This window comes from Paenibacillus silviterrae (assembly GCF_030167925.1).
Taxonomy (GTDB): Bacteria; Bacillota; Bacilli; order Paenibacillales; family NBRC-103111; genus Paenibacillus_G; species Paenibacillus_G silviterrae.
Genome location: NZ_JASKUT010000001.1, coordinates 3,807,662 through 3,830,012, shown reverse-complemented (window position 1 = coordinate 3,830,012; position 22,351 = coordinate 3,807,662). Strand labels below are relative to the sequence as shown.

The following is a 22,351-nucleotide window of genomic DNA, read 5'->3' as shown; positions in this document are numbered from 1 at the left end:
AAACCCCAATACTCCCCAGCACCCGGCTCCCTTTCAAAGACCCTCCCTCCAAACCAAGCCTCCCTTGCGAACCTTATAGCATCAGGATGACCGGCCCGGGTAAGCGGGATCACGAATTGCCCGTCCGGGTCCATTCAACAGGAGGATCAATTTCAACATGACTCGTACTCGCGCAAAAAAACATTGGCTGCTCCCCGTTACGATTACCGCAGGCGTTGTTGCCGCCTCACTTATCGCGCCTTTCTCCATGGCCGCTGAGCTTCTGCAGCTGCAGGTGAACGTAGTCCCCTTTAGTTGGAAGGTAAACGACCGCACCTTCGAATCTACGGAAGGTTATAAGGACGGCGCGGAGAAGCTTCCCGCCAGCTTGAACTATAAAGGCACAACCTACATACCGATCCGGCTGCTTGCTGAAACGCTAGGCTACCAGGTCACATGGAACGACGCCACCAAGACGGCAACCATCGCGAATGCGGCTGCCGGCGAAGATGATCCGATCTCGGATATCCCTATCAACAACGCGAAAAGTGTCTCCTATATTCCAAACCCGGCCACACTTACGAAGGCTGCCATGTGGCTGGCTAAGCCCGACGCGGCTGCGGCGAAGCTCGGTATCATTCCCGCAGGCACTCACGTCAGCGTAACGAAAGAGGAGAACGCAGATTGGCTGCAGATCTCTATGGACGGACAGACAGGCTTTATTCCGGCCTCTGCCGCAGCTTACCGGCGTGCAGCGGATCGTCCGGCGTGGGAGCAGAAGGCGGATGCGATCATTGCGGAGGGCCTCCGCTACCTAGGAGCACCTTACGAATTCGGAGCTTCCACGAAGCAAACCGCGACGTTCGACTGCTCGTCTTTCCTGAAGCATATATTTGCGCAGGAGGGCTATACTTTACCCCGGGATTCCCGCCAGCAAAGCCGCATAGGCAGCGACATCAAGCTATCGGAGCTTCGCAAGGGCGATCTGATCTTCTTCACGACACCCCAGCGGAAAAATAAATCCGGCACCGAGCAGATAGGCCACGTATCCATGTACCTAGGAGACAATTTGATGCTGCATACCTTCCGTGTAGGGATCGGCGTCACGGTAACCGAATTGGACAGCAATTGGACGAATCGAATCGTGAAGGTGAAGCGCATCTTGGAATAGCCGCATAAAATGGCTGATTTTACCCCACATTAACTTCGATCCTTATCAAGGAAGGAGGGCGTGGAGCCGCCATGACTACTCAAGATTCCAGTCTTCAGTCGCAGAATCCCATCTCGCAGGCTCAAAATTCTGTAGCAACAGCGCATAATGCCGTAACGCAGGCACAGTCGCATCCATCCCGACAGATGCTTCGCCAAGCGGATGCCGCTGTGGATCGGGCCGAGAAGGCTGTAAGCCAGGCACTCGATCAAGGCAATTCGGAGGCCGTTCAATTAGCAGCCGAACAGCTGGCAAACGATGAGAATGACTTGAGCGCCATCGAGCCGATGAAAGAGTAACCGAAAGACTCCGGTCGTCCTTAGTACATCAGGGCGTCCCGAGTCTTTTTTCATTGCCACAAGGCAGAAGGCCTATGCTACAATGGTAAGGAATGGAACGAATCTGAGGAGGTAGCGATTGTGATAGCAGAGCCTGGACTTGAACTTCTCCATGACGAACAAGCGACGCTTGGCGAAGGCCCGGCATGGGACCATCGGCAAGGCTTACTATATTGGGTAGACATTATCGGCAAAAGGGTGCACCTCTACAACCCGAAGCTTCGCAGCAATCGCACGATTCAGCTGGAACAACTGGTAGGCGCTGCGGTGCCTCGTAAAGAGGGCGGTCTGGTACTGGCCATGCAGAACGGTCTTCACTTACTGGACTTGGAAACCGAGCAGGTCCGATTCCTCGTCGATCCGGAGCAGGATCAGCCGGGCAACCGCTTCAACGACGGTAAATGCGACAGTGCGGGCCGATTCTGGGCAGGGACGATGGATATGAAAGAGGAAGCGCCCCGGGGGTCGCTCTATTGCTTGGAGCCGGACGGAACACTGCACAAGAAAATCTCCGGTGTCACCACCTCCAATGGAATGGGTTGGAGTCCCGATGACCGGATCATGTACTACATTGACTCCCCTACCCGCAAGGTGAGCGCCTTCGACTTCGAGCTCTCCACAGGAGTTATTTCGAACGGCCGCACGTTGTTCACGATTCCGGAAGGAGAGGGTTTCCCAGATGGCATGACCGTCGATGCCGAAGGCATGCTTTGGGTCGCGCAGTGGGACGGCTGGCAGGTATCCCGATGGAACCCGGCGACGGGCGAGCGCATTGGTCAAATCAGGCTGCCGGTCGCCCGTGTCACCTCCTGCACGTTCGGCGGCGACAATGATGACGAGCTGTATATTACAACCGCCCGGATCGGCTTATCCGAGCAGGAGCTTGCCGAGCAGCCCCATGCAGGTGGTTTGTTCCGTATTCGGCCGGGTGTGAAGGGAAGAGCAACAAGCTTTTATGGCGGATAAACAAGACTGGCAGGAACCGTCCGAGGAGGACGGGATCCAAACATATATTCAACTGATCGAGCAGGGCCTGATTCCCGAATTTCACGTGGAGAGCGAGGATCCGCACGACCCGGTGGAGGTGCATTACCTGCCAAAGCCATGGAAGCTCCTTGGTGCGGGGAATTACGCCGCGGTAGCGATGCATCCCGACTACCCTGACCGGGTGGTCAAAATGTACGCCCCCGGCCGCCCGGGACTGGAAGAGGAAGCGGATGTGTATCGGAGACTGGGGAAGCATCCCGCTTTTTCCGAATGCCTGTACTATGGGAACAATTATCTGGTTCTGCGGCGCTTAACGGGGGTTACCCTGTATGATTGCATCCGGCGGGGCATTTATATTCCTCGGCAGGTGATCGCCGATATCGACATGGCGCTTGATTACGCCAGGTCCAAGGGACTGAATCCTCACGATGTCCATGGAAAGAATGTGATGCTGAAGGACGGCCGGGGTATGGTGGTGGATGTATCCGATTTTTTGAAGCCGGAGCCGTGCAGCATGTGGGACGATCTCAAGAAGGCCTACGACACCTTTTATTTTCCGGTGTTTCATAATCTACCGGTTCCGGGCAAGGTGCTGAACATGGTGCGAAAGGGCTATCGTTATCTTAAGAAATTTCGAGATTGAAACCTCGTATGACCCGTTCCGTATTGTAAATCAATCGGCATCATGGGATGCTTATCAATCGAGGGGGAATTCCAAATGTCTTTCTTTAAAAAAATGATGGCTAGCGTCGGCATCGGCTCGGCAACGGTGGATACCCGATTGGAGTCGGTGGAGGTCGTCATCGGAGAGGAGCTTCGCGGTGTAGTTGCGATTCGCGGAGGCCAGCTGGAGCAGCAGATCGATAATATTTACTTATACATTAAGACGCATTATATCAAGGAAGAGAACGATACCAAGGTAACGAAGGAGGCGGAGGTAGCCAAATACCTCATTACAGAGGGATTTGTTCTGAAGCCGAATGAAACGAGAGAAATTCCGTTCGCTGTGCCGGTTCCTGATCGTACCCCGGTATCGTACCGCAGCACGAGGGTATGGCTTGAAACAGGGCTTGATATCAAAATGGCCCTTGACCCGACGGATCGGGATTACATGGAGGTACGAGCCAGCGACTCCATGCAAGTGATTCTGGATGCGCTCGATGTGCTGGGCTTTCGATTGCGCGAGGTGACGAACGAGTATGCTCCGCGGCTCGGTATGGGCTTGCCGTTCGTCCAAGAGTTCGAGTTCGTGCCGACCAGCAAGTTTCGGGGCTCGCTTGACGAGCTGGAAGTGCTCTTCTTCCCGCGCGGGGATGACCTTGAGCTGTATATGCAGATTGACCGCAAGGCACGAGGGCTCAGGGGGATTTTCGCGGAAGCGATGGAGATGGACGAGAGCTTTATCCGGTTTACTATACCGGGCAGCGAGCTTCGCCACGGGGCCTACGAGGCGGCCGATCGACTGGAGCAGCTGATTGCACGTTATATCTAAAGCATAACATTGACAGGCCTCTGTTCTTTTCTTAGAAAAAGAACGGGGGCTTGTTTCGTTATGGAAAGGCAGGAATTGAACGGGCTGTATCGAATACAGAAGAGTATCTTACTTAAACTTTCACCGGGAAGCAGGAGAATTGCAATGCATCAAAAGCAGGTTAACGTGTTGATTGTCGATGACCGACCGGAAAATTTGCTAGCTATGACCTCCACGCTGCAATCCCCCGACTATGCCATCGTCACGGCCGGATCCGGAGAGGAAGCTTTGCGGCTTGTGCTCAAGGATGACTTTGCGCTGATTTTGATGGATGTGCAGATGCCGGGACTCAATGGCTTCGATACGGTCAAAATGATTAAATCCCGCGAGCTTTCGAAACACATTCCCGTTATCTTCGTCACGGCGTTAAGTCATGCAACGGAGCATACGGTGCGCGGCTATGAAGTAGGCGCAATTGATTTTGTATTCAAGCCAGTTCATCCGGCGGCTTTGAAATATAAGGTGGAGCAATTTGTGCAGCTGTACGCTGACCGTCAGCGGCTCAAAGCTCAGAAGGAACTGATTGCTAACAGGACGGAGGAGCTGCAAGCGGCGAACACTCTGCTTCTTGAGACGACTAGGGAACTGAGGAAGATGGAGGCATTGGCCCGTGTTGTCGGCGAAACCTCTGTAGATTCCATTCTCGTTGTGGATGCGGAAGGGAAAATCATGAGCGCCAACCCGGCCATCAAGCCGATGCTGGGCTACCAGCCGGAGGAGCTGATGACCAAGCCGCTTAGCGTTCTCCTTCCGGATGCCGAGCAATGGTTCGGCACAAGTGTCAAGGCTCAAGAGGCGCTGATCGGAAGAATCGGACGCATCTCGGAGAAACAGGCGGTGCGCAAGGATGGAAGCACGTTCCCCACGGAGGTTCAGCTCGGGGAGGCGCGTATTGAGGATCGTTCCATCTATGTATGTTCAGTAAGAGATATTACGGAGAGAAAGCTTCAATATATGCGGCTTGAAGAGGCCGTGGCGCAGCGGACAAGCGACCTGCAGGAGGCCAATGCCAGGCTGAAGGAGGAGATGCAGGAGCGCTCCAGAATGGCTGAGCAGCTGAAGAGCTCTTATGATCAGATCAGCGACATTCTGGAAAGCATCACGGATGCGTTCTATGCACTCGATGCGAATATGCGCATTCACTATTTAAACGGATCTGCCGAGAAGCAGATTGGTGTCAGCCTAAATATGGCGTACGGACGATCGCTTTGGGACTTCGTATCCAAGGAGAAGAGCCGGACCTTCGAGCTGGTACAAAGATCAATTACGGAGCAGCTTCCGGTCAAGGAGGAGCTCTATTCGCTTCTGACGGGGGGCTGGATCGAGGTCCGCGTCTATCCGACGGCTCATGGGGCCAGCATTTATGTGACGGATACTTCGGAACAGAATCGGATGAAGCTCGACGTACAGTATTCGCAGGAACGGTTCTACAAAATATTTAAAGCAAGTCCCAGCTTAATGGGAATTCAATCGCTGAGCGACCATTCTTATCTGGACGTGAACGAAAGCTGGGTTCGCCACACGGGATATACCCCCGAGGAGCTTATTCAGGGAAAAGCGGATTTGCAGCTGACGGTGGAGCCTCAGGAATCCCAAGGTCAGCATTATTCGGTAGACGGAGAAGGCACCGTGCAGGATCTGAAGGTTAGTTATGTGACCAAGGCAGGAGAAGTCCGCGTCGGATTGCTTTCCACGGAAATTATCGAAACGCTCGGAGAACCTTGCGTACTCACGGTAATCACGGATATTACGGACCGGGTGGAGCTGGAACGGGAAATTGCCCGTCTGGACCGGCTGCATATGATCGGAGAGATGGCTGCGGGCATTGCCCATGAAATTCGCAATCCAATGACGACTGTACGCGGCTTCCTTCAGCTGATGCGGGCGAAGAAAACGCTTCCGGGCCGGGAGATTCTGGACATCATGGTGGAGGAGCTGAACCGGGCAAACGGCATTATTACGGAGTTTTTGGCGCTTGCTAAAAACAAGACCACCGACCGCAGGCTGCAAAGTCTCAACGGGATTGTGGGAGCGATCGTTCCGCTGATCCAAGCCGAGGCCACACTGGCGGGAAAAACCGTGTCCATGAAGCTTGGAGACGTTCCGCAGCTGGCATTGGATGAAAAGGAAATCAGGCAGATGATTTTGAATTTGGCGCTGAACGGTCTGGAAGCTATGGAGGCAGGGGGGACATTAACGCTGGCTACTTATTCGGATGGCGAAGGGGCCATGCTGGAGGTACGTGATCAGGGACATGGGATGAACCCCAACGTACTGCAGAAGCTGGGGACGCCGTTCTTTACTACGAAGGAAACAGGCACGGGGCTTGGGCTCGCCGTTTGCTTCAGTATCGCAGCGCGGCATCAAGCGCGGATTACTTGGCAAACCGGAGAGGTCGGCACGATATTTTGCGTTCGTTTCCCGCTGCATCCCGGCATGGAGGATCTGGAAACGGGCCATGCAGGCATACTGGCTTCCATCCATACTTCATAGAAGATTTGCAAGCTGTCCGAGGCCTGAGCCTTATGGCAGCTTTTTTTTGTAATTTGCACATTGAAGCATACATGAAATGGGGTTTATTGTTAAATGATAAGTTTTGTATGTTTTGGAAGGAGGAGCGAAAACGATGTCCAAAAATTTAACGGAAGTACTGAACACCCAGATCGCCAATTGGAGTGTGCTGTTTATCAAGCTTCATAATTACCATTGGTATATTAAAGGGCCGCAATTTTTTACCCTGCATACCAAGTTTGAGGAGCTGTATACCGAGGCTGCCCTGCATGTGGATAATCTCGCGGAGCGCCTGCTGGCATTAAGAGGCCAGCCGGTGGCGACGATGAAGGAAATTTTGGCAAAATCGAGCATTCAGGAGGCCGGCGGCAGCGAGAACGCGGATCAGATGGTCCAGGCGATCGTTAACGATTTCGGGACCATTATTCAAGAGCTGCGTGAGGGAATGAGCATTGCCGAGGAAACAGGTGATGAAACGACCGGCGATATGCTGCTGGCCATCCACAGCGGGCTGGAGAAGCATGTTTGGATGCTGGAATCGTTCCTGAGCAAGTAAGACGGTTGAAGAAAGCACAGCCACGCTTCGAGTATACGGAGCGTGCAGCTGTGCTTTTTCTATGCCCTCGTTCGCTTAGAGCTTTTGACTTGGGTTATAATGGATAGCAAAAGGGATAAGGCGGTGCTGTCTACCATGATCGGAAAAACGAAATGGCCTCTGCTCGGCTTAGCGGGGGCGATGCTGCTGAGCGGCTGCGATATGAGCAAGCCTTCGGCTCCTCCCGTATCGGCTCCCGGCAAGCAAACCGAGGCACCGGCGAGCTCGAAGTCGACCCCCTATACGGCCGAAGTGCTCGTATCGGGATTACAGGTACCTTGGGATCTTGCTTTTGCGCCGGACGGACGCCTGTTCTTCACGGAGCGCGGCGGGACACTGCGCATGATCGATCAGGGCAAGCTGGCGGACAAGCCGGTGTTCCGCTTCGAGGACGGGCTCTACAAGGAAGCGGAAGCAGGAGTTCTTGGGCTGACCCTGGACCCCGATTTTGCCAAAAACCACTATATTTATGTGTACCATTCGTACCAAGATAGCGGCGGGAAGCCGGTCAATCGGGTCGTTCGCCTCATCGAACAAGGGGGCAGCGCCAAACTCGACCGTGTCATTATGGACGGACTGCCGGGCAACCGGATTCATGACGGTGGACGTGTAAGGTTCGGACCGGACGGTATGCTATATGTCACGAACGGTGATGCCGCCTCCCCCTCCCTGGCACAGCAGCCGGACTCGCTGGCGGGCAAAATTTTCCGTGTGCAGCCGGACGGCCAGGTGCCCAAAGACAATCCGTTTCCCGGTTCACCGGTATACAGCTTAGGGCATCGGAACCCGCAGGGACTAGCATGGCATCCGGTGACGAAGCAGCTTTACAGCACCGAGCACGGACAGACGGCGCACGACGAGATCAACCTCATCGAGCCCGGGGCGAATTACGGCTGGCCGCTCATCCAAGGCGATGAGAGCCAGGTGAAGCCTGCGGATGCCGGGAAGCTCGGTCCCGGACCGCTCAAGACGCCGCTCGCGCATAGCGGGGACGACACCTGGGCCCCCTCCGGCATCACCTTTGTGACGAAAGGGCCCTGGAAGGGCAACCTGCTGGCGGCTAACCTTCGGGGGACGCAGGTGCTGCGGGTGACGCTCACGGAGGACGGCAAGGGCGTCCATGCCATTGAGCCGCTTTATAAGGGAGAATACGGCAGAATACGGGCGGTGGCCGAAGGGCCGGACGGGTCCGTTTACCTTCTGACGAACAATCGCGACGGCCGCGGACAGCCGAAGGCGGACGACGATAAAATCATCCGGCTGAGGCCGAATTTTTAAGCAAATGGGGATGGCAATGCCATGGAACACGACCTGCAGGAATTACTACAAGAGATCATCAAGGAGCGTAAGCTGATTCAAGCTACCGTCAGCCAGCCGCGCCGCAGCGATCCATCCGGATGTACGAAGGTGACAGTGAAGCCGGTACAATTGAAAGGAGATCTTTACTATCAATTCAGCTCCTTCTGCGGACCGAAGGTATTTCACGACAATCTGGAGCCCGCGGCGGCTCAAGAGAAGCTCAGTGTGCTTCTTGGCGAGCAGTATCGTCAGGCGCTGCTGCAGTCGGCGGATGCCGACTACCAAGTATTGATCAGCAAGAAGGGCAAGGTCGGGATTCTCAAGAAGCCGCCTACCAAGGAGGCTCCCAAGACGTTAACCCACAATCGGAAGAAGCAGTATCTTCTTGAAGAGGGAGTTCCGGTCCCTTTTCTCGTGGAGCTGGGCATCATGAATGCCGAGGGGAAGGTGTTGGCTGCGAAGTATGATAAATTTCGGCAGATCAACCGCTTCGTGGAGATGATTGCCGACGTTGTGCCGCATTTGGCCAAGGATCGCACGCTGAACATCGTCGACTTCGGCTGCGGCAAGTCGTACCTGACCTTCGCCCTATACCATTACTTGAAGGAGCTGCAGGGTCTGGACATCCGGGTCATCGGACTCGATCTAAAGGAGGATGTCATAGCACACTGCTGTGCTCTAGCTGAGAAGTTCGACTACCGGGGGCTCCGGTTCCTGGTCGGAGATATTGCGAAATATGATGAACTGGACCGGGTCGATATGGTCGTCACGCTGCATGCCTGCGACACGGCCACCGATGCCGCGCTGGAGAAGGCCGTACGCTGGGGAGCCGATGTGATCCTCTCGGTGCCCTGCTGCCAGCACGAGCTGTTTCGCCAGGTCCGCAGCGACGTCTTGTCGCCCCTGCTTCAGCACGGTATCCTGAAGGAGCGCTTCTCTTCCCTAGCTACGGATGCGATGCGGGCGCGACTGCTGGATATGATGGGCTATCGCACGCAGCTGCTTGAATTTATAGATATGGAGCATACGCCCAAAAATATTTTGATCCGCGCGGTAAAGGGCAAGCGTCCGCCGCAGGCCGAGCTGGAGAAGCTGCGGCAGGGCTATGAGGCCTTCCGGGATTTTCTTGGGGCGGATCCTTATTTGGAGCGCGCGCTGCAGCAAGAGTTGAAGGCTTGATGATTACTTAACCAAAACTTTCCTGTTTCGTCACATTTCCGGCCGAATCTTATCCCATCTTTCGCAGGCAACCATTATAAAATGGTACTAAGGACATGAAGATCTGCCGCGAGGATAGGAGGTTAGACGGATGTGGAAATGGGTACAATCTCTCACCGGCCGGTTTATGCTTTACACTACCGGTGTATTATTGGTATTGATGGGGTCGGTTTATCTTTTTCAATCCAATGAAATTCGTAAAGACGTAGAGGGGCAGCTGCTGGATAAAGGCCGAAGCCTGGCCATGGCTCTGTCGAGGAGCGTGCAGAGCGTGACGGAAGCGGATATGCAAACGGGTGTCACTTTATCCGATGGAACGCGCTTCACGGGGGATGAGGTTAAGAAGCGGCTGTTTGATGATAAGCTCCAGCTGATTCCAGAGAGTGAGCTGGAAGCCGCCAAACGCTCGAAGGACCCGGCTTATGCTTCGGGGAAGCAGGTGCTTTTTAACGGCAAGGAAATTCCGCTCTCCCAGTATGAGCTCAAATATAGGAGCGCCTACGATGCCTACACGGACGACCGCTGGCAAAAGGTGATCGATGCGTTTCTGACGGACGATCAGGTCGTATTCGCCCTGCCGATCGCGTTCTCGGCAAATCCTGATTATGCGGGTTATATCGCAACCCATAACACCAAATATAGCGCAACCGGCGGGAGCTCCAAGGATGATTGGGGCGTTGAAGGGCTTTTGAGTCAAAAGTACCGGGCCAACCGCGTTTTTAACGATACGACGGGCTATCAGGCGGCCGCGAATCAGAACACCTCGGACGTGCTGCTGCAAAAATATCCGCGCATCCTTGAAGGGAAGACGGTTGAAACGTGGGATATCTCCTATCCGTTACTATTGGACGGGAAGCATTGGGGCGGTGTTAGGGTAGCCCTGTCCAAGGAGGCTTCGGATGCTTTGATTGCGAAGCAGCAGCGAACGCTCCTTCTGGAGCTGACCGGTTTATTCGCGGGGATGCTGCTGCTGATCTGGGCTCTCTCCCAGTTCGCGGTCGGACGGAAGCTGCGGTTTATGCTGCAGGCCGCCGTGAACCTGAACTCCCACGAAGCCAATCTGGCCTACCGTATTCCGATCCGCAGCAAGGATGAGCTGGGCCGGCTCGGGGAGGAGATCAACGGCTTCATTGCTCATCTGCAGGAGATGATCGGAACCGTTCGCCGTCTTACCTCGCAAGTAACGGTTACAGCGGGGCAGCTGTCCGAAGGGGCTGCGCAATCCGCCGCTTCCGCGTCCGATATCTCGAGGGCGGTAGCCGAGGTGGCCGCGGGGGCGGAGACCCAGGCTACCAGCGCGGAGGACAGCGCTAAGGCCATGGAGGAAATGGCTGTGGGCATTCAGCGCATCGCGGAGTCCTCGGCCCAGGTCACGGAGGCCTCCCTATCCATGGTGGACGAGGCGAAGCTGGGTCGTGAAGCCTCGCATGGCGCCATGGGACAGATGCTAACCCTCAGCGATTCGGCCGATGCCGTAGGTTCGGCGATCCGTCAGCTGAACGAGCGGATGGATGCCGTCGGCGAGATGGCTGCTGTGATCACGGGCATCGCCTCACAGACGAGCCTGCTTGCGCTGAATGCGGCCATCGAAGCGGCCCGGGCGGGAGAGCAGGGCAAGGGCTTCGCCGTAGTGGCCGGCGAAGTAAGAAAGCTGGCCGAGCAATCGGAGGAGTCGTCGCGCGAGATCAACGAGCAGATTGCGGAGATCCAGGCCTCGATGAAACAGGCAGTTGCCGCCATGGAAACCGGCGGGCGTGAGGTTGCGCACGGCGTGGAGGAAGTGAAGCGCGTCGGCGAGGCCTTTGAACGGATTGTGGCGACGGCTCAGCAGGTGTCCGGGCAAATCCAGGAAATTTCCGCCGCTTCCGAGCAAATGTCGGCCGGTACGGAAGAGGTTACCGCCGGTATCGAGGAGATGTCGCGAATCGCCGGCGAGGCGGCACAGCATATGAAGATGACCGCAGACGCTTCCGCGCAGCAGCTGGTCTCTGCCGATCAGACAGCTACGCAGGCCGGCAGCCTTCGCGAGACGGCGGAGCAATTAGAGCAAACCGTAGGGCGATTTCGAGTGTAACCGCGCCCTGCGGTTTTTTTTCGTGGTACAATGAATTATCTACATCATGTCTCACCTAGAGGGAGTACGAACGATGGGCTACGTTCTATTAATGCTGGCCACCCTTTCTTGGAGCTTTGTCGGCATTCTAGTGAAGGCGGCTTCGGCTGCGGTGGACAGCACCACGATCACGCTCGCCCGGTTTGCTTTCGGCGTTTTTTTCTTGGGGCTTTTTCTTTTCATCCGCGATAGAAGCCTGCAGCTTCGCTTCGATATGAAATGGATATGGATCGGCGCGATTGGGAAATGCATGAATTATTTCTTTGAGAATATCGCCATCTCCATCGGGTATTCCTACGGCAACATTCTGGTCGGTCCCGTGCAGACCGTATCGCTGCTGCTTCTATCGGTTGTGCTGCTCAAGGACAAGGTGACCCCGAGAGGCTGGTTCGCTGCGGCAATGTGTGTAGCCGGCGTGCTCATTATCAGCTGGAACGGGGTGCCCCTTTCCGAGCTGTTCAGCGGAGGAGCGTTGACGACACTGCTCTTTGTGATCTCGGGGATCGGAGCAACCTTCCACGTGCTGAGCCAGAAGCTCCTCATTCGCGATCTGGATTCAGGCACCATGAACTTCTCCATTTTCTTCTGGGCGTCGCTCGTCATGCTGCTTCCGCTTCCTTGGCAGTTTGAGATAAAGGGAGCGATGACCTGGACAGTCTGGCTGGCCCTCGTGCTGCTCGGTCTGATTACGGGGCTGAGCTTCTACTGGTTCTCGCAGGCGCTGAAGAAGGTCGCGTTTCCGATCGCTGTCATTGTGAGCAACACGGCGGTGCTTTTCACGATACTTTGGGGATATCTGTTCTATGGAGATCCGGTGACGATCTATATTATCGGTGGTGCGGTGCTGTTTACGGTCGGACTGGTGGTGCTCAATCTGCCGTCAAAACGTGTGCGGCTGCAGGCTGCTGCAGGCTGCTGCGGAGCAGGGCAGCATTAAGCTGTAAGAGGAGGTAAGCCGCCTATGAAAATTGTTGGGCTTCCGCCCCTCGTCCGGGAGGACTCCCGGCTGTTGATTCTCGGTTCCATGCCCGGGGTTGCCTCACTAAAGGCGCAGCAGTATTACGGGCATCCGCGCAACCGGTTCTGGCCGCTGCTTTACCGGCTGCTTGACGGCGGGGAACCAAGCGGCTGCTATGACGAGCGAATGGGGTTCGCTCTATCCCGCGGCGTTGCCCTATGGGACGTGCTGTCCGTCTGCGAGCGGGAGGGCAGTCTCGATTCGGCGATCCGGGAGCCGGAGGCGGGGGATTTTGCAGCATTTTACAGCCGGTATCAAGGGATCCGTCATGTGTTCTTTAACGGAAGAACGGCGTCGGAGCTGTATCGTCGGCATGTGCTTCCGACACTTAGGGAGGAAGGAGTTCTCGCTTATGTGACGCTTCCCTCTTCGAGCCCGGCGCATACACTGTCCTTAGAGGCGAAGCTGGAGCTGTGGCAGCCCGTTCGAGAGGCTTGGCTGAATGTCTGAGCGCCCCTGGGGGTTATTGTGAAAGCCTCCCATAATTTGACGGCTTCTGATCCATACTAACCCTACACAGGTGTACAAAAGGGAGATGATCACCGTATGGCTAGAGACAATATCAAGGTTCCCTTCGGATATGAGCCGCCTGATCCGCGGCAGGGGGAGCGCGGCACGATGTGGGTTTACGACAGCTTCGAAGGATATACGGCCCAGGAGCTGATGCAGGTGCTTCACACGGCCGAGGACCGGCGGTTCGCGAAGGTCGTGTTCTATCCGCTTCATGAGGAGACGCTTCGCCGCATGGACCGCAGCGGGGCAGCGGAGCCTATGTACCGCCGGGTACAGCTGCTGGAGGCGCTGCTGGACGAAAGCGATACGGACATCGACTGGGTGATTGAAAATTTTGAAGCGAAGCGCAAGAAATATACGCCGGTCGATTTTGCGTTCCGGTTTTTGCAGGAGAAGTATAAGGGGCCGCATTTTGCCTACGTGACACAGCCGATGGCGAACCGGATGGCGGGCTATGACACGTTCGAGGAATGGATAAAACGCATCCGTCTGTTCATTGCTGAAGACGGCACCGGAGCAGGGTCGGGTGGACTTCATCCAAAGCTTCAGGAGTATGAACACCGCTGGGAGCCTGTACTGGTGCGGGTTTGAAGCAGCAATGCCCCCAAAACGGGAGCCGTCTGCGAAGCTTATAAGTACTCTATTATTACATGAGCTTCGGGCTTGTGAAGGAGGGTACTAGATGAAGTCCTCGCTTTGGCGAAAAACGCTGTTTATTATGATAGCCTGTGTATTGGCATCCGGCCTGGTGTACGGGGCGGTAATGCTGGGGGATGCTCCGGTATCCGCAGAAGTATCGAAGAGCACGCAGGGGCAATTCGTCAGCTTGGAGAACGGAAATAAATCCATCAAGCTGACCTCGGGCAGTTCGGAGGCAGAGTATCCGGTCGCTGCAAACGTATGGGTATACCGCAACCTGCAAAAGGCAAGTCTCAGCGATCTGCAGAAGGGGGATCGGGTGGAGCTGATCCTGAACAGCAAGGAACAGGCCGCCTACGTGAAGGCAAGCAGTGAGACTGCGGTTTCGTCGGAGGACGCACTTGTGTCGAACGTGGTACCTGTGCCGGCACCGGAGCCCTCGCCAACACAGGTGCCGGTTACGACACCGGCTCCAGCTCCAGCTGCGTCTTCCGGCTCAGCAGCACCTAAGGCAGACCCGGCAGCTCCTGCCGCTGCGGCAGGGACAGGAGCCTGGGCCTGGGAGAAGCTGGAGGTTGAGCTGGAGAGCCGCGAGCTGAAGCTGAAGATTGAACAGAAGGCGGAAGATGCCGGCAAGAAGATGAAGACCGACATCTACGTGCAGACGAAGGACCGCGCGGTTATCCGGCTGACCGATGCCGCCGCGGAGCAGCTCCTGCGAATGCTGCTGCAGGGCTTGCCTTCCGACCGGGCCGCTTGGGAAAAGGGTCTGAAGGAGCGTTTGTCCGCGCAGTTCGGCCTGAAGAGCGTTTCCCCGGATTGGAAGGTCGAGGTCAAGTGGAAGGAAGACGGATCTTCCGGTCCTCCGGGAAAAGGGGCGGAGAAAGCAGGCGAGAAGGCCCAGGGCAAGGCAAAGGGCCATGAGAAGGACAAAGGCCCGGACAAAGAGAAGGGCTACGAGAAGAACAAGGACAAAGGGAAAGACAACGGTCACGATAATGACGATTGATCGAAACGAAAAGAGGCTGCCGGGGAGGCAGCCTCTTTTTTGCCTACCGGCATTCCGGTAGCCCGAGCTCACATCAGCTGCTTCCATCCGTCCCAGAATACGTGCGCAGCGAAGTAGAGAAACATGAGTGCCGAGAGGAAGGACAACGTCCGCACGAACCGTTCACCAAGGGCTTGTCCGCTGCGGGCGCCGACTAGCGAGATGCCGAAGGACCACAGCAGCCCGGCGATGAAAAATCCGCTCATGAAGAGCATGAGACCGGACAAGCTCTCGGCAGGACCGCTGGCCGCGATGGGACCGGCTGCCGCCGCGAACCATAGGATGGCTGTAGGCGAGGACAGAGCGATACCGATTCCCCAGAGCACATCACTCAGCGGGGTTCTATCCGTCACAGATACACCGTCCAGCACAAAGGAGCGGGCACGGAATGTGTCGCGCAGCATGCTGTAAGTAAAATACAAGAGCACGGCCGTTCCGCCAATCCAGACGGCCCACCTCACGAAATCAAGCTGAAGAATGGCGGAAAAGCCGAGCAGCGCCAAGGACAGGTAAATGAGATCTCCGATTGCGGAGCCGAAGCCGAACAAAAACGCCGGACGAAGACCGCGTTCCATGGCCGTTTTGATCATATTGATGTTAACCATTCCCAGGTCAAAGCATAAAGACAGGGAAAACAGAAAGCCGGTTACGAACGCTAAAGAACCGCTCAAAGCAAACTCTCCTTCATTTCACTCAAGAAAGCTCGGAAAATAAAGGACAGTATATCATGAGCGGCTCGATCTGAACAGATAGGTTAGGTGATTCAATCGTCTTTCTTCTTGCCTTTTCCTTTGGCTCCGTTTCCTTGCTGCTGCTGCCGTGCCAGGTTCAATTGCTCTTCGAGCTGCAGCCGCTGCTGGAGCTGTGCCTGGGCCGCCGCTTGGGCAGCAGCCTTTGCGGCGGCCTGCGCATCGAGGACCTCCTGCGGCACGGGAAACGGAGATGCCGGCACGTCCTTCAGCACGCGGGTCATCAGCTCTCGGAACAGCACGGCTGGAACCGCTCCTCCGGAGGTAGTCAAATAATGGTTACGATCCGTCTGATCGTAACCGAGCCATATCGCAGCCGTCAGCTCCGGCGTGAAGCCCACGAACCACGCGTCCTTCGCGCCATTGGCGCCGATCTGCGCGAACTCCGCTGTCGCCGGCAGCTGCGTGGTGCCGGTCTTCCCGGCCACGGGCCTGCCGCCCAGCGCGGCGGCCTTGCCTGAGCCGGAAGCCACGGCCTCCTGCAGCAACAGCGTCAGCGTATACGCGTGCATGGGCTTCGTCAGCTGCGTCGGCTGCGGCAGCGCTTCGACCAAGGGGTGTCCCTCCTTGGTCGTTATCTTCGTGATGGCGTGGGCCCGCTGCAGCACGCCTTGATTGGCGAGGGCGCCGTAAGCCTGCGCCATCTGCAGCGGCGAGACGCCCTCGGATAAGCCGCCCAGCGCCATGCTGAGATTGCGGTCCGCCTTCGGCAGCTGAATTCCCGCCCTGCGCAGGTAATCCATGCCGGCGTCAAGCCCGATCTCGTTCAGCAGCCAGACAGCCGGGATGTTCCACGAGCGCAGCACGGCTTCCCGCAGCGAGACTTGGCCGCGGGTCTGGCCGTCCCAATCCTTCGGCTGATAGCCGCCGATATTCAGGTCGCCGTCGTACAGCGTGGATTCCGGCGTGTAGCCGCGCTCGAGGGCCGGGCCGTAGACAGCCAGCGGCTTGAAGGAAGAGCCGGGCTGGCGCTTCAGCTGGGTAGCCCGGTTGAAGCCGCGCTGCACCTGCTCTCCGCGGGAGCCGACCATGGCGCGGATGGCTCCCGTCTTGTGGTCAATGACGACCACGCTGCTCTGCACCGGCTGGTCGGCCGGACCCGCCGGGAACCAGGAATCCTCCCGGTACAGCTGCTCGGCGGCCTGTTGAACGGACGTATCCATGGCCGTATGAATCCGCAGCCCCATCGTAAGCACCTGCTGTTCGGTGAAGCCGTAGAGTCGCTCGGCTTCCTCCAGCACATAATCCACGTAAGACGGATACTTGCCCTTCAGCGTTTCGCCGTGGTTGGGCTTCAGCATAATCGGCGTGGCGACGGCCTCCTGATATGCCGCCTCCGTAATAAAGTGCTGTTCCCGCATCATCGAAAGCACCAGGTTTCGCCGCTCGAGCGCTTTTTCTTTATTTCGCATCGGGGAGTACAGGCTTGGTGCCTTCGGTAGCCCGGCCAGCAGGGCGGACTCCGGCAGCGTCAGCTTCTGCACGGGCTTGCCGAAATATTGCTGAGCGGCCCCTTCGACGCCCCAGCGCCCTTCTCCGAAGAAGATGCTGTTCAAGTACAGCTCCAGAATTTCGTCCTTGCTGTAAGTGAAATTGATTTTGATCGCGTAACCGAGCTCCTTGAACTTGCGGTTGAACGTCTTATCCGAATCGAGGAACAAATTTTTGGCCAACTGCTGTGTAATCGTGCTGCCGCCTTCCTTCAGGGAGCCGTGCTTCAGATCCCGCAGCACAGCACGCCCGATCGACCAAAGGTCGAAGCCGGCATGGTCATAGAACCGGCGGTCCTCCACGGCGATCACCGCATTGCGCAGGTCTAGGGGGATATCGTTCAGCGGGACCGGAACGATCCGCGAGGAGGATAGCTGGGACACCGGCTGCCCACCGGCATCGATAACGAAGGTGGGCTCGGGCAGCGGGTGCTCCAGCTTGCTGATATCCAGCCCGTTCACCCAGACCATCCCGGCACCTCCCAGCAGCACGGTGGTGAGCAAGGCAATCAATAGCCCCCATAGGAGAGGTTTGCGCCACGCTTTGCCGGCGGCCGTCCGCTTCCCGGAAGGCGTTGCCTTGTGAAAAGACGGCGTACGCCGTTCCTCTGTATTGTTTGGAACCATGGTAGGCTGATCATTCATTCGAGCATGAGCCCCTTTCGCGCAAGCTGCATCTAGGTTTGTTCCAAATCATTCGAAGCCGGCGGTACATTTCGAGAGGTTGACAAGCGGCACAAGCTTCGAAATGTTACATAAGTTACAAAAAAACTCCCGCTAGGCGGGAGTCGGTCTACAAACCGAAGCCTCTGCATAGGGGAGTTTTCGTAAAGAGCCCATCGCAAGGATGGTTATTATTGAATCGGGTCAGGCACCATGCCGCTTTCACGGACTTGGCTGTTCGTAGGCATATTGGACATGACCTTCCCAAGACGGACAACGTCCTCCTCCGAGCTGGCCATGCTGTTCATCGTGTGCTGAAGAGATCTTTTTCGTCGTTTGCCGGGGTCGTTGGCTAAGTAAGCGATAAGCTCTCCAAGCATTTCTTTGGCCGCGTCCTCCGCTTCCGAAGGCACGTTATCCTTCGAATGGAACCCAGCCTGTCCTAGATGTACCTCCGTTTGCCCGTCATCGCGGGTTTGGGTGAGGATACGGAACGGGTATTGCTGCTGTGTGAGCGGGTCGCGAAACAAAATTTCGTAAAGACAGCCCTCCCGGCAAGGGGCTTCGGTAAAGCCCAAAGCGGTCAATGTGCTGTGTACATGGGCAAACGGCTTGGTCATCGTCGGCAGCGTCTTTCTCGTGTTCATCGGATGCAACACTCCTTCGATTGAATTGGTCAAGCGCCCCGCGTTATGTCGGGGTACGTCTCCTTACCCGGCAAGGGACAAGCCTAAACCGAGGCTTGCCGTTTTTAAGTCGATGGTCTTAGCATACGACACCAGTCGACACCGCGTAAGGCAGCTGCAATGGGATGGATATTTTTGTATCGAACCTTCGCCGTGATATAATGAGGACAAACCCTAGATGAAAGTGACGACAATCATGCGGATTAATAAATTTATAAGCGAAACGGGGCTCTGCTCCCGGCGTGAAGTGGACAAGCTGGTTGAATCCGGGCGAATCACGATTAACGGTGTTAAGGCCGAGCTCGGCAGTCAGGTTAATGAAGGCGATGACGTGCGCGTCGACGGACGGAGAATCGGCGTGAAGAAGAAGCACGTTTACATCGCGCTGAATAAGCCGGTCGGCATCACCAGCACGACGGAGCGGCAAGTGCGGGGCAATATTGTGGACTTCGTTGGGCATAAAGAGCGTATTTTTCCCATCGGACGGCTGGACAAGGACTCGGAAGGACTCATTCTTCTCACCAATGACGGCGATATTGTCAACAAGATTCTGCGTTCGGAGAACGAGCATGAGAAGGAATACATCGTTACGGTGGATAAGCCCCTTACGCCGATGTTCGTGAAAGGAATGTCGAGCGGAGTCAAAATCCTGGGGACGATTACGAAGCCGTGCAAGGTTCAGCAGCTCGGGGAGCGGGTGTTCCGCATAATCCTCACGCAAGGATTGAACCGGCAAATCCGGCGCATGTGTGCCGCCTTCGGTTACGAAGTGAGACGACTGAAGCGAGTGCGCATCATGAACATCAAGCTGGCCGAATTGCCGGTAGGGAAGTGGAGAGACCTCGACCCGCAGGAGCTGGAACGCTTGATGAAGCTCGTCGGTCACGAGGCGCAGTAGCTCGGTTAGCCGTTGAACTTGTATCCGATTCCGCGTACGGTTAAGACATGCTTCGGATCGGTAGGGCTGGCCTCGATCTTCTTGCGCAAATTGCTGATATGAACAAGTAAGGTACGGGTATCGCCGTTGCTGTCGACGCCCCAAGTCATGCGGTACAATTGCTCGATGGGAATGACCTTGTTCGGCGACTTCGCTAAATGCACAAGCAGATCAAACTCCTTGGAGGAGAGCAGGACCGGCTTCCCGTCCACACGTACCGACCGGCTGAGCAGATCGATATCAAGACCGGGGAAGGAGATTTGCTGGGAGTCTTCTTTATGCTGCTCGATCAGCTGATTGCGGCGTAAATGCGCTTTCACGCGGGCGACGAGCTGTCCCGGGCTGAAGGGCTTCGTGATGTAATCGTCTCCGCCGATGCTGAATCCCAGAATGATATCCATATCCTCATGCTTGCAGCTGATGAATAGAATGGGTGTATTGTAGGTCTTACGCAGCTGCCTGCAAATTTCTATGCCATCCATCTCAGGAAGCAAAATATCTAGAATCACCAAATCCGGCCGATGCACCCGCATCAATTCCAGCGCATGTGTTCCGTTATTGGTGCTGATGACCTCATAGCCTTCCTTTTCAAGATAAAGCCGGATCAATTCCACAATTTCAGGTTCATCATCGACGATTAAAATTTTTTCTTCCGACATTAGCGGTTCTCCTTCGGGTTGAAGTAGGCGGCGCATGTATTTAAACATGAAAGAAAGTGGTATCCATTTCCAAATTATACTCCTATTATAAATGGTTTGGGCTAGGTTTCGCCATAGTTTTCTTCCTTGTGACAACGGCTGGATATAAATTTTTCGAAAATAGGACAAACGACCTTGTCCCGCAGGCGGTGCAAGGCACGCTGGATCTGCGCGGATACCGGTTTGCCGAGATCGGGAAGCTGCCGCTGAAGGGGGAGTGGAGCTTTTACTGGGGACATCTGCTGACGCCTGCCGACTTCCTTGAAGGCAAGACGCCCTCGGCGCCGCAATGGATTCAGGTGCCCGGTTCCTGGAACGCACGGACTTTCGACGGAACGAAGCGGGGAGGGGAAGGATACGCCACCTATCGATTATCTGTTCTTATCGATGATTCCACATCGCCGCTCGCCGTTCATCTTCCTTTCATCCGTACGGCGTATCGCGTTTGGATCAACGGCGTACCGATGGAGGGAAACGGCCAGGTGGGGACAAGTCCTGCGGAATCCGTGCCGCAGGTACAGGCGAGGGAGCTTTATTTTGCCAATAACGGATCTTCGATCGATGTTGTGATTCAGGTTTCGAATTATGAGCACCGGCTCGGGGGGATCTGGAAGACGGTGTATCTTGGCAGTGCGGCTGTGCTGGGAGGAGATTTCAGGAGAAGCATCCTTCTCGAAATGCTGCTAATCGGTGCCATGCTGGCTATGGGGACGCATCATCTGGGGTTGTATGTGCTCCGGAGGAAGGAGCGGGGCTCGCTCTATTTCGGCTTCTTTTGCATCCTCATCGGGATTCGTGCTGCGTTGATCGGCGAAGGGATTATCTACGTTTTTTTTGAGCAGCTTCCATGGAACGCCGTATTACGAACCGAGTACCTCTGCTATTATCTGGGGGTTCCTGCGGCGGTGCTGTTCGTCCAAGCCCTGTATCCGCAGGAGGTTCATCGAAGCGTAGCGAGGCTCTCGGTGGGATTAGGCATAGCCTTCTCTCTGGCGGTGCTAATGCTTCCATCGAAATATTACACCTATTCAACGCCATGGTACCAAGCTCTTACCATCGCTTTGTCGATTTATTTGCTTTACAGCGTAACGCTCGCTAAACTTCGCAAGAGGGATGGAGCGACGTTCGCTCTGATCGGATTGATTGTCTATACCATTACCGTTGTCATAGACATTTTATTTTATAACGAGTGGATCTCCATTGGTGAAATCACTTCTTACGGACTCATCGTGCTGGTGATTATGACCTCCTTTATTTTAAGCGTCAAATTCGCCAAAGCGTTCTCCGAAGTGGAGCTGCTATCCCGCCAAATGACAGAAATGAACAGCGGCCTGGAGCAGAAAATTCGGGAACGTACGGCGGAGCTCGAAAGAACCAATTCCAGTCTGGAGCGAACCAATGAGGATTTGGCCAGGCTGGAGCTGTCGAGAAGGCACTTGCTCAGCAATATCTCGCACGATCTGGGTACTCCGATGACGCTCATTCAGGGATATGTCGAGGCGCTGCTGGACGGCGTCGTTGCCGGAGGGGAGCAGCAGCATAAGTATTTGCGCATCATACATAACCGGATTACGGGCCTGAATCGGCTCATCAACGATTTGTTTCAGCTCTCGAAGCTGGAAGCGAGGCAGCTGGCGTTTGATATGCAGCTGGTGCCGGCAGAGGAGTTTGTACGCTATTTCGAGGACCGCTATGAGCTTGAGGTCAGTAATGCAGGCTTCTTGTTCCAATCGGTTGTCACCAGGCCGCCTTTCCCCGATGAGCAGCAAATGCTGAGACTGGATGTGGATCGAATCGATCAGGTGCTGACCAATCTGATCTATAATGCGATGAAGCATACACCGAAGGGAGGGACCATCGCCCTCCACTTGATTGTGGACGAGAACTCCCTTGTAGTGCAGGTACAGGATAACGGAACGGGCATCGATCCGCAGGATTTGCCGTATATTTTCGACCGTTTCTACAAAAGTGACAAGTCCCGCAATACCTCAGGTGACGGCAGTGGTCTCGGGCTATCGATCGCGAAGGAAATCATTGATTATCATGGCGGCCGGATTTGGGCGCAGAGCCGCGTCCGGCAGGGGGCCTGCATCTCCTTCCTGCTTCCGTTGATTAAGGAAAAGTAGGCG

20 protein-coding genes are annotated in these 22,351 nt (G+C 55.7%); 16 read left to right on the top strand and 4 right to left on the bottom strand.

The genetic code is table 11. The features are described from left to right. Nucleotides 1–157: 157 nt before the first annotated feature. From QMO62_RS17560 to QMO62_RS17495, 14 genes are all read left to right on the top strand, one after another. A complete protein-coding gene (locus tag QMO62_RS17560; protein WP_284642899.1) occupies nt 158–1,150 on the top strand; it encodes an NlpC/P60 family protein in 993 nt (330 codons plus the stop codon). A 71-nt stretch (nt 1,151–1,221) separates the two neighbouring features. Continuing rightward, the gene (locus tag QMO62_RS17555; protein ID WP_284642898.1) at nt 1,222–1,488 is read left to right on the top strand and encodes a hypothetical protein; all 267 of its coding nucleotides are present in this window, start codon (nt 1,222–1,224) and stop codon (nt 1,486–1,488) included. A 120-nt stretch (nt 1,489–1,608) separates the two neighbouring features. Then, nucleotides 1,609–2,493, top strand: a complete 885-nt coding sequence (locus QMO62_RS17550; RefSeq protein WP_284642897.1) for an SMP-30/gluconolactonase/LRE family protein — start codon at nt 1,609–1,611, stop codon at nt 2,491–2,493. Further along, on the top strand, nt 2,483–3,157 hold the full coding sequence (locus QMO62_RS17545) for a serine/threonine-protein kinase (protein ID WP_284642896.1): 675 nt from the start codon (nt 2,483–2,485) through the stop codon (nt 3,155–3,157). Before QMO62_RS17550 ends, QMO62_RS17545 begins: the two co-directional genes overlap by 11 nt. A gap of 75 nt (nt 3,158–3,232) precedes the next feature. After that, nucleotides 3,233–4,006, top strand: coding sequence for a sporulation protein (locus tag QMO62_RS17540; protein ID WP_284642895.1), 774 nt, complete (start codon nt 3,233–3,235; stop codon nt 4,004–4,006). Nucleotides 4,007–4,150: 144 nt separating this feature from the next. Further along, nucleotides 4,151–6,538 carry a PAS domain S-box protein gene (locus QMO62_RS17535; protein WP_284642894.1) on the top strand — a complete coding sequence of 796 codons (2,388 nt, stop codon included), beginning with the start codon at nt 4,151–4,153 and terminating at the stop codon, nt 6,536–6,538. A gap of 133 nt (nt 6,539–6,671) precedes the next feature. Next, nucleotides 6,672–7,112, top strand: coding sequence for a Dps family protein (locus QMO62_RS17530; RefSeq protein WP_284642893.1), 441 nt, complete (start codon nt 6,672–6,674; stop codon nt 7,110–7,112). 99 nt (nt 7,113–7,211) lie between these two features. After that, entirely contained in the window at nt 7,212–8,429 is a 1,218-nt protein-coding gene (locus QMO62_RS17525; protein WP_284642892.1) for a PQQ-dependent sugar dehydrogenase, read from the top strand. A gap of 21 nt (nt 8,430–8,450) precedes the next feature. Next, nucleotides 8,451–9,629 carry a class I SAM-dependent methyltransferase gene (locus QMO62_RS17520; RefSeq protein ID WP_284642891.1) on the top strand — a complete coding sequence of 393 codons (1,179 nt, stop codon included), beginning with the start codon at nt 8,451–8,453 and terminating at the stop codon, nt 9,627–9,629. A 130-nt stretch (nt 9,630–9,759) separates the two neighbouring features. After that, nucleotides 9,760–11,742 (top strand): methyl-accepting chemotaxis protein, encoded by a 1,983-nt coding sequence (locus QMO62_RS17515; RefSeq protein WP_284642890.1) that lies wholly within the window; start codon nt 9,760–9,762, stop codon nt 11,740–11,742. A gap of 73 nt (nt 11,743–11,815) precedes the next feature. Next, nucleotides 11,816–12,718 (top strand): DMT family transporter, encoded by a 903-nt coding sequence (locus tag QMO62_RS17510; protein WP_284642889.1) that lies wholly within the window; start codon nt 11,816–11,818, stop codon nt 12,716–12,718. Between the two features lie 24 nt (nt 12,719–12,742). After that, complete coding sequence (locus QMO62_RS17505; RefSeq protein ID WP_284642888.1) at nt 12,743–13,249, top strand: DNA-deoxyinosine glycosylase; 507 nt, start codon at nt 12,743–12,745, stop codon at nt 13,247–13,249. A gap of 96 nt (nt 13,250–13,345) precedes the next feature. Beyond that, nucleotides 13,346–13,903, top strand: a complete 558-nt coding sequence (locus tag QMO62_RS17500) for a hypothetical protein (protein WP_284642887.1) — start codon at nt 13,346–13,348, stop codon at nt 13,901–13,903. A 91-nt stretch (nt 13,904–13,994) separates the two neighbouring features. Next, a complete protein-coding gene (locus QMO62_RS17495) occupies nt 13,995–14,960 on the top strand; it encodes a hypothetical protein (RefSeq protein WP_284642886.1) in 966 nt (321 codons plus the stop codon). A gap of 68 nt (nt 14,961–15,028) precedes the next feature. Here the strand turns inward: QMO62_RS17495 and QMO62_RS17490 are convergent, their stop codons facing one another. The 3 genes from QMO62_RS17490 to QMO62_RS17480 form a co-directional block, all read right to left on the bottom strand. Continuing rightward, on the bottom strand, nt 15,029–15,670 hold the full coding sequence (locus QMO62_RS17490; RefSeq protein WP_284642885.1) for a LysE family translocator: 642 nt from the start codon (nt 15,668–15,670) through the stop codon (nt 15,029–15,031). 92 nt (nt 15,671–15,762) lie between these two features. Beyond that, nucleotides 15,763–17,883, bottom strand: coding sequence for a transglycosylase domain-containing protein (locus tag QMO62_RS17485; protein ID WP_284642884.1), 2,121 nt, complete (start codon nt 17,881–17,883; stop codon nt 15,763–15,765). A 209-nt stretch (nt 17,884–18,092) separates the two neighbouring features. Continuing rightward, nucleotides 18,093–18,548, bottom strand: a complete 456-nt coding sequence (locus QMO62_RS17480) for a hypothetical protein (RefSeq protein ID WP_284642883.1) — start codon at nt 18,546–18,548, stop codon at nt 18,093–18,095. A 235-nt stretch (nt 18,549–18,783) separates the two neighbouring features. Between QMO62_RS17480 and rluF the strand changes: the two genes are divergently transcribed. Further along, on the top strand, nt 18,784–19,485 hold the full coding sequence (rluF, locus tag QMO62_RS17475) for a 23S rRNA pseudouridine(2604) synthase RluF (protein ID WP_284644971.1): 702 nt from the start codon (nt 18,784–18,786) through the stop codon (nt 19,483–19,485). Between the two features lie 5 nt (nt 19,486–19,490). Here the strand turns inward: rluF and QMO62_RS17470 are convergent, their stop codons facing one another. Further along, nucleotides 19,491–20,183 (bottom strand): response regulator, encoded by a 693-nt coding sequence (locus QMO62_RS17470; RefSeq protein WP_284642882.1) that lies wholly within the window; start codon nt 20,181–20,183, stop codon nt 19,491–19,493. Between the two features lie 128 nt (nt 20,184–20,311). Here QMO62_RS17470 and QMO62_RS17465 point away from each other — a divergent pair, with 128 nt between their 5' ends. Next, nucleotides 20,312–22,348, top strand: a complete 2,037-nt coding sequence (locus tag QMO62_RS17465) for a sensor histidine kinase (protein ID WP_284642881.1) — start codon at nt 20,312–20,314, stop codon at nt 22,346–22,348. The last annotated feature ends 3 nt before the right edge of the window (nt 22,349–22,351 follow it).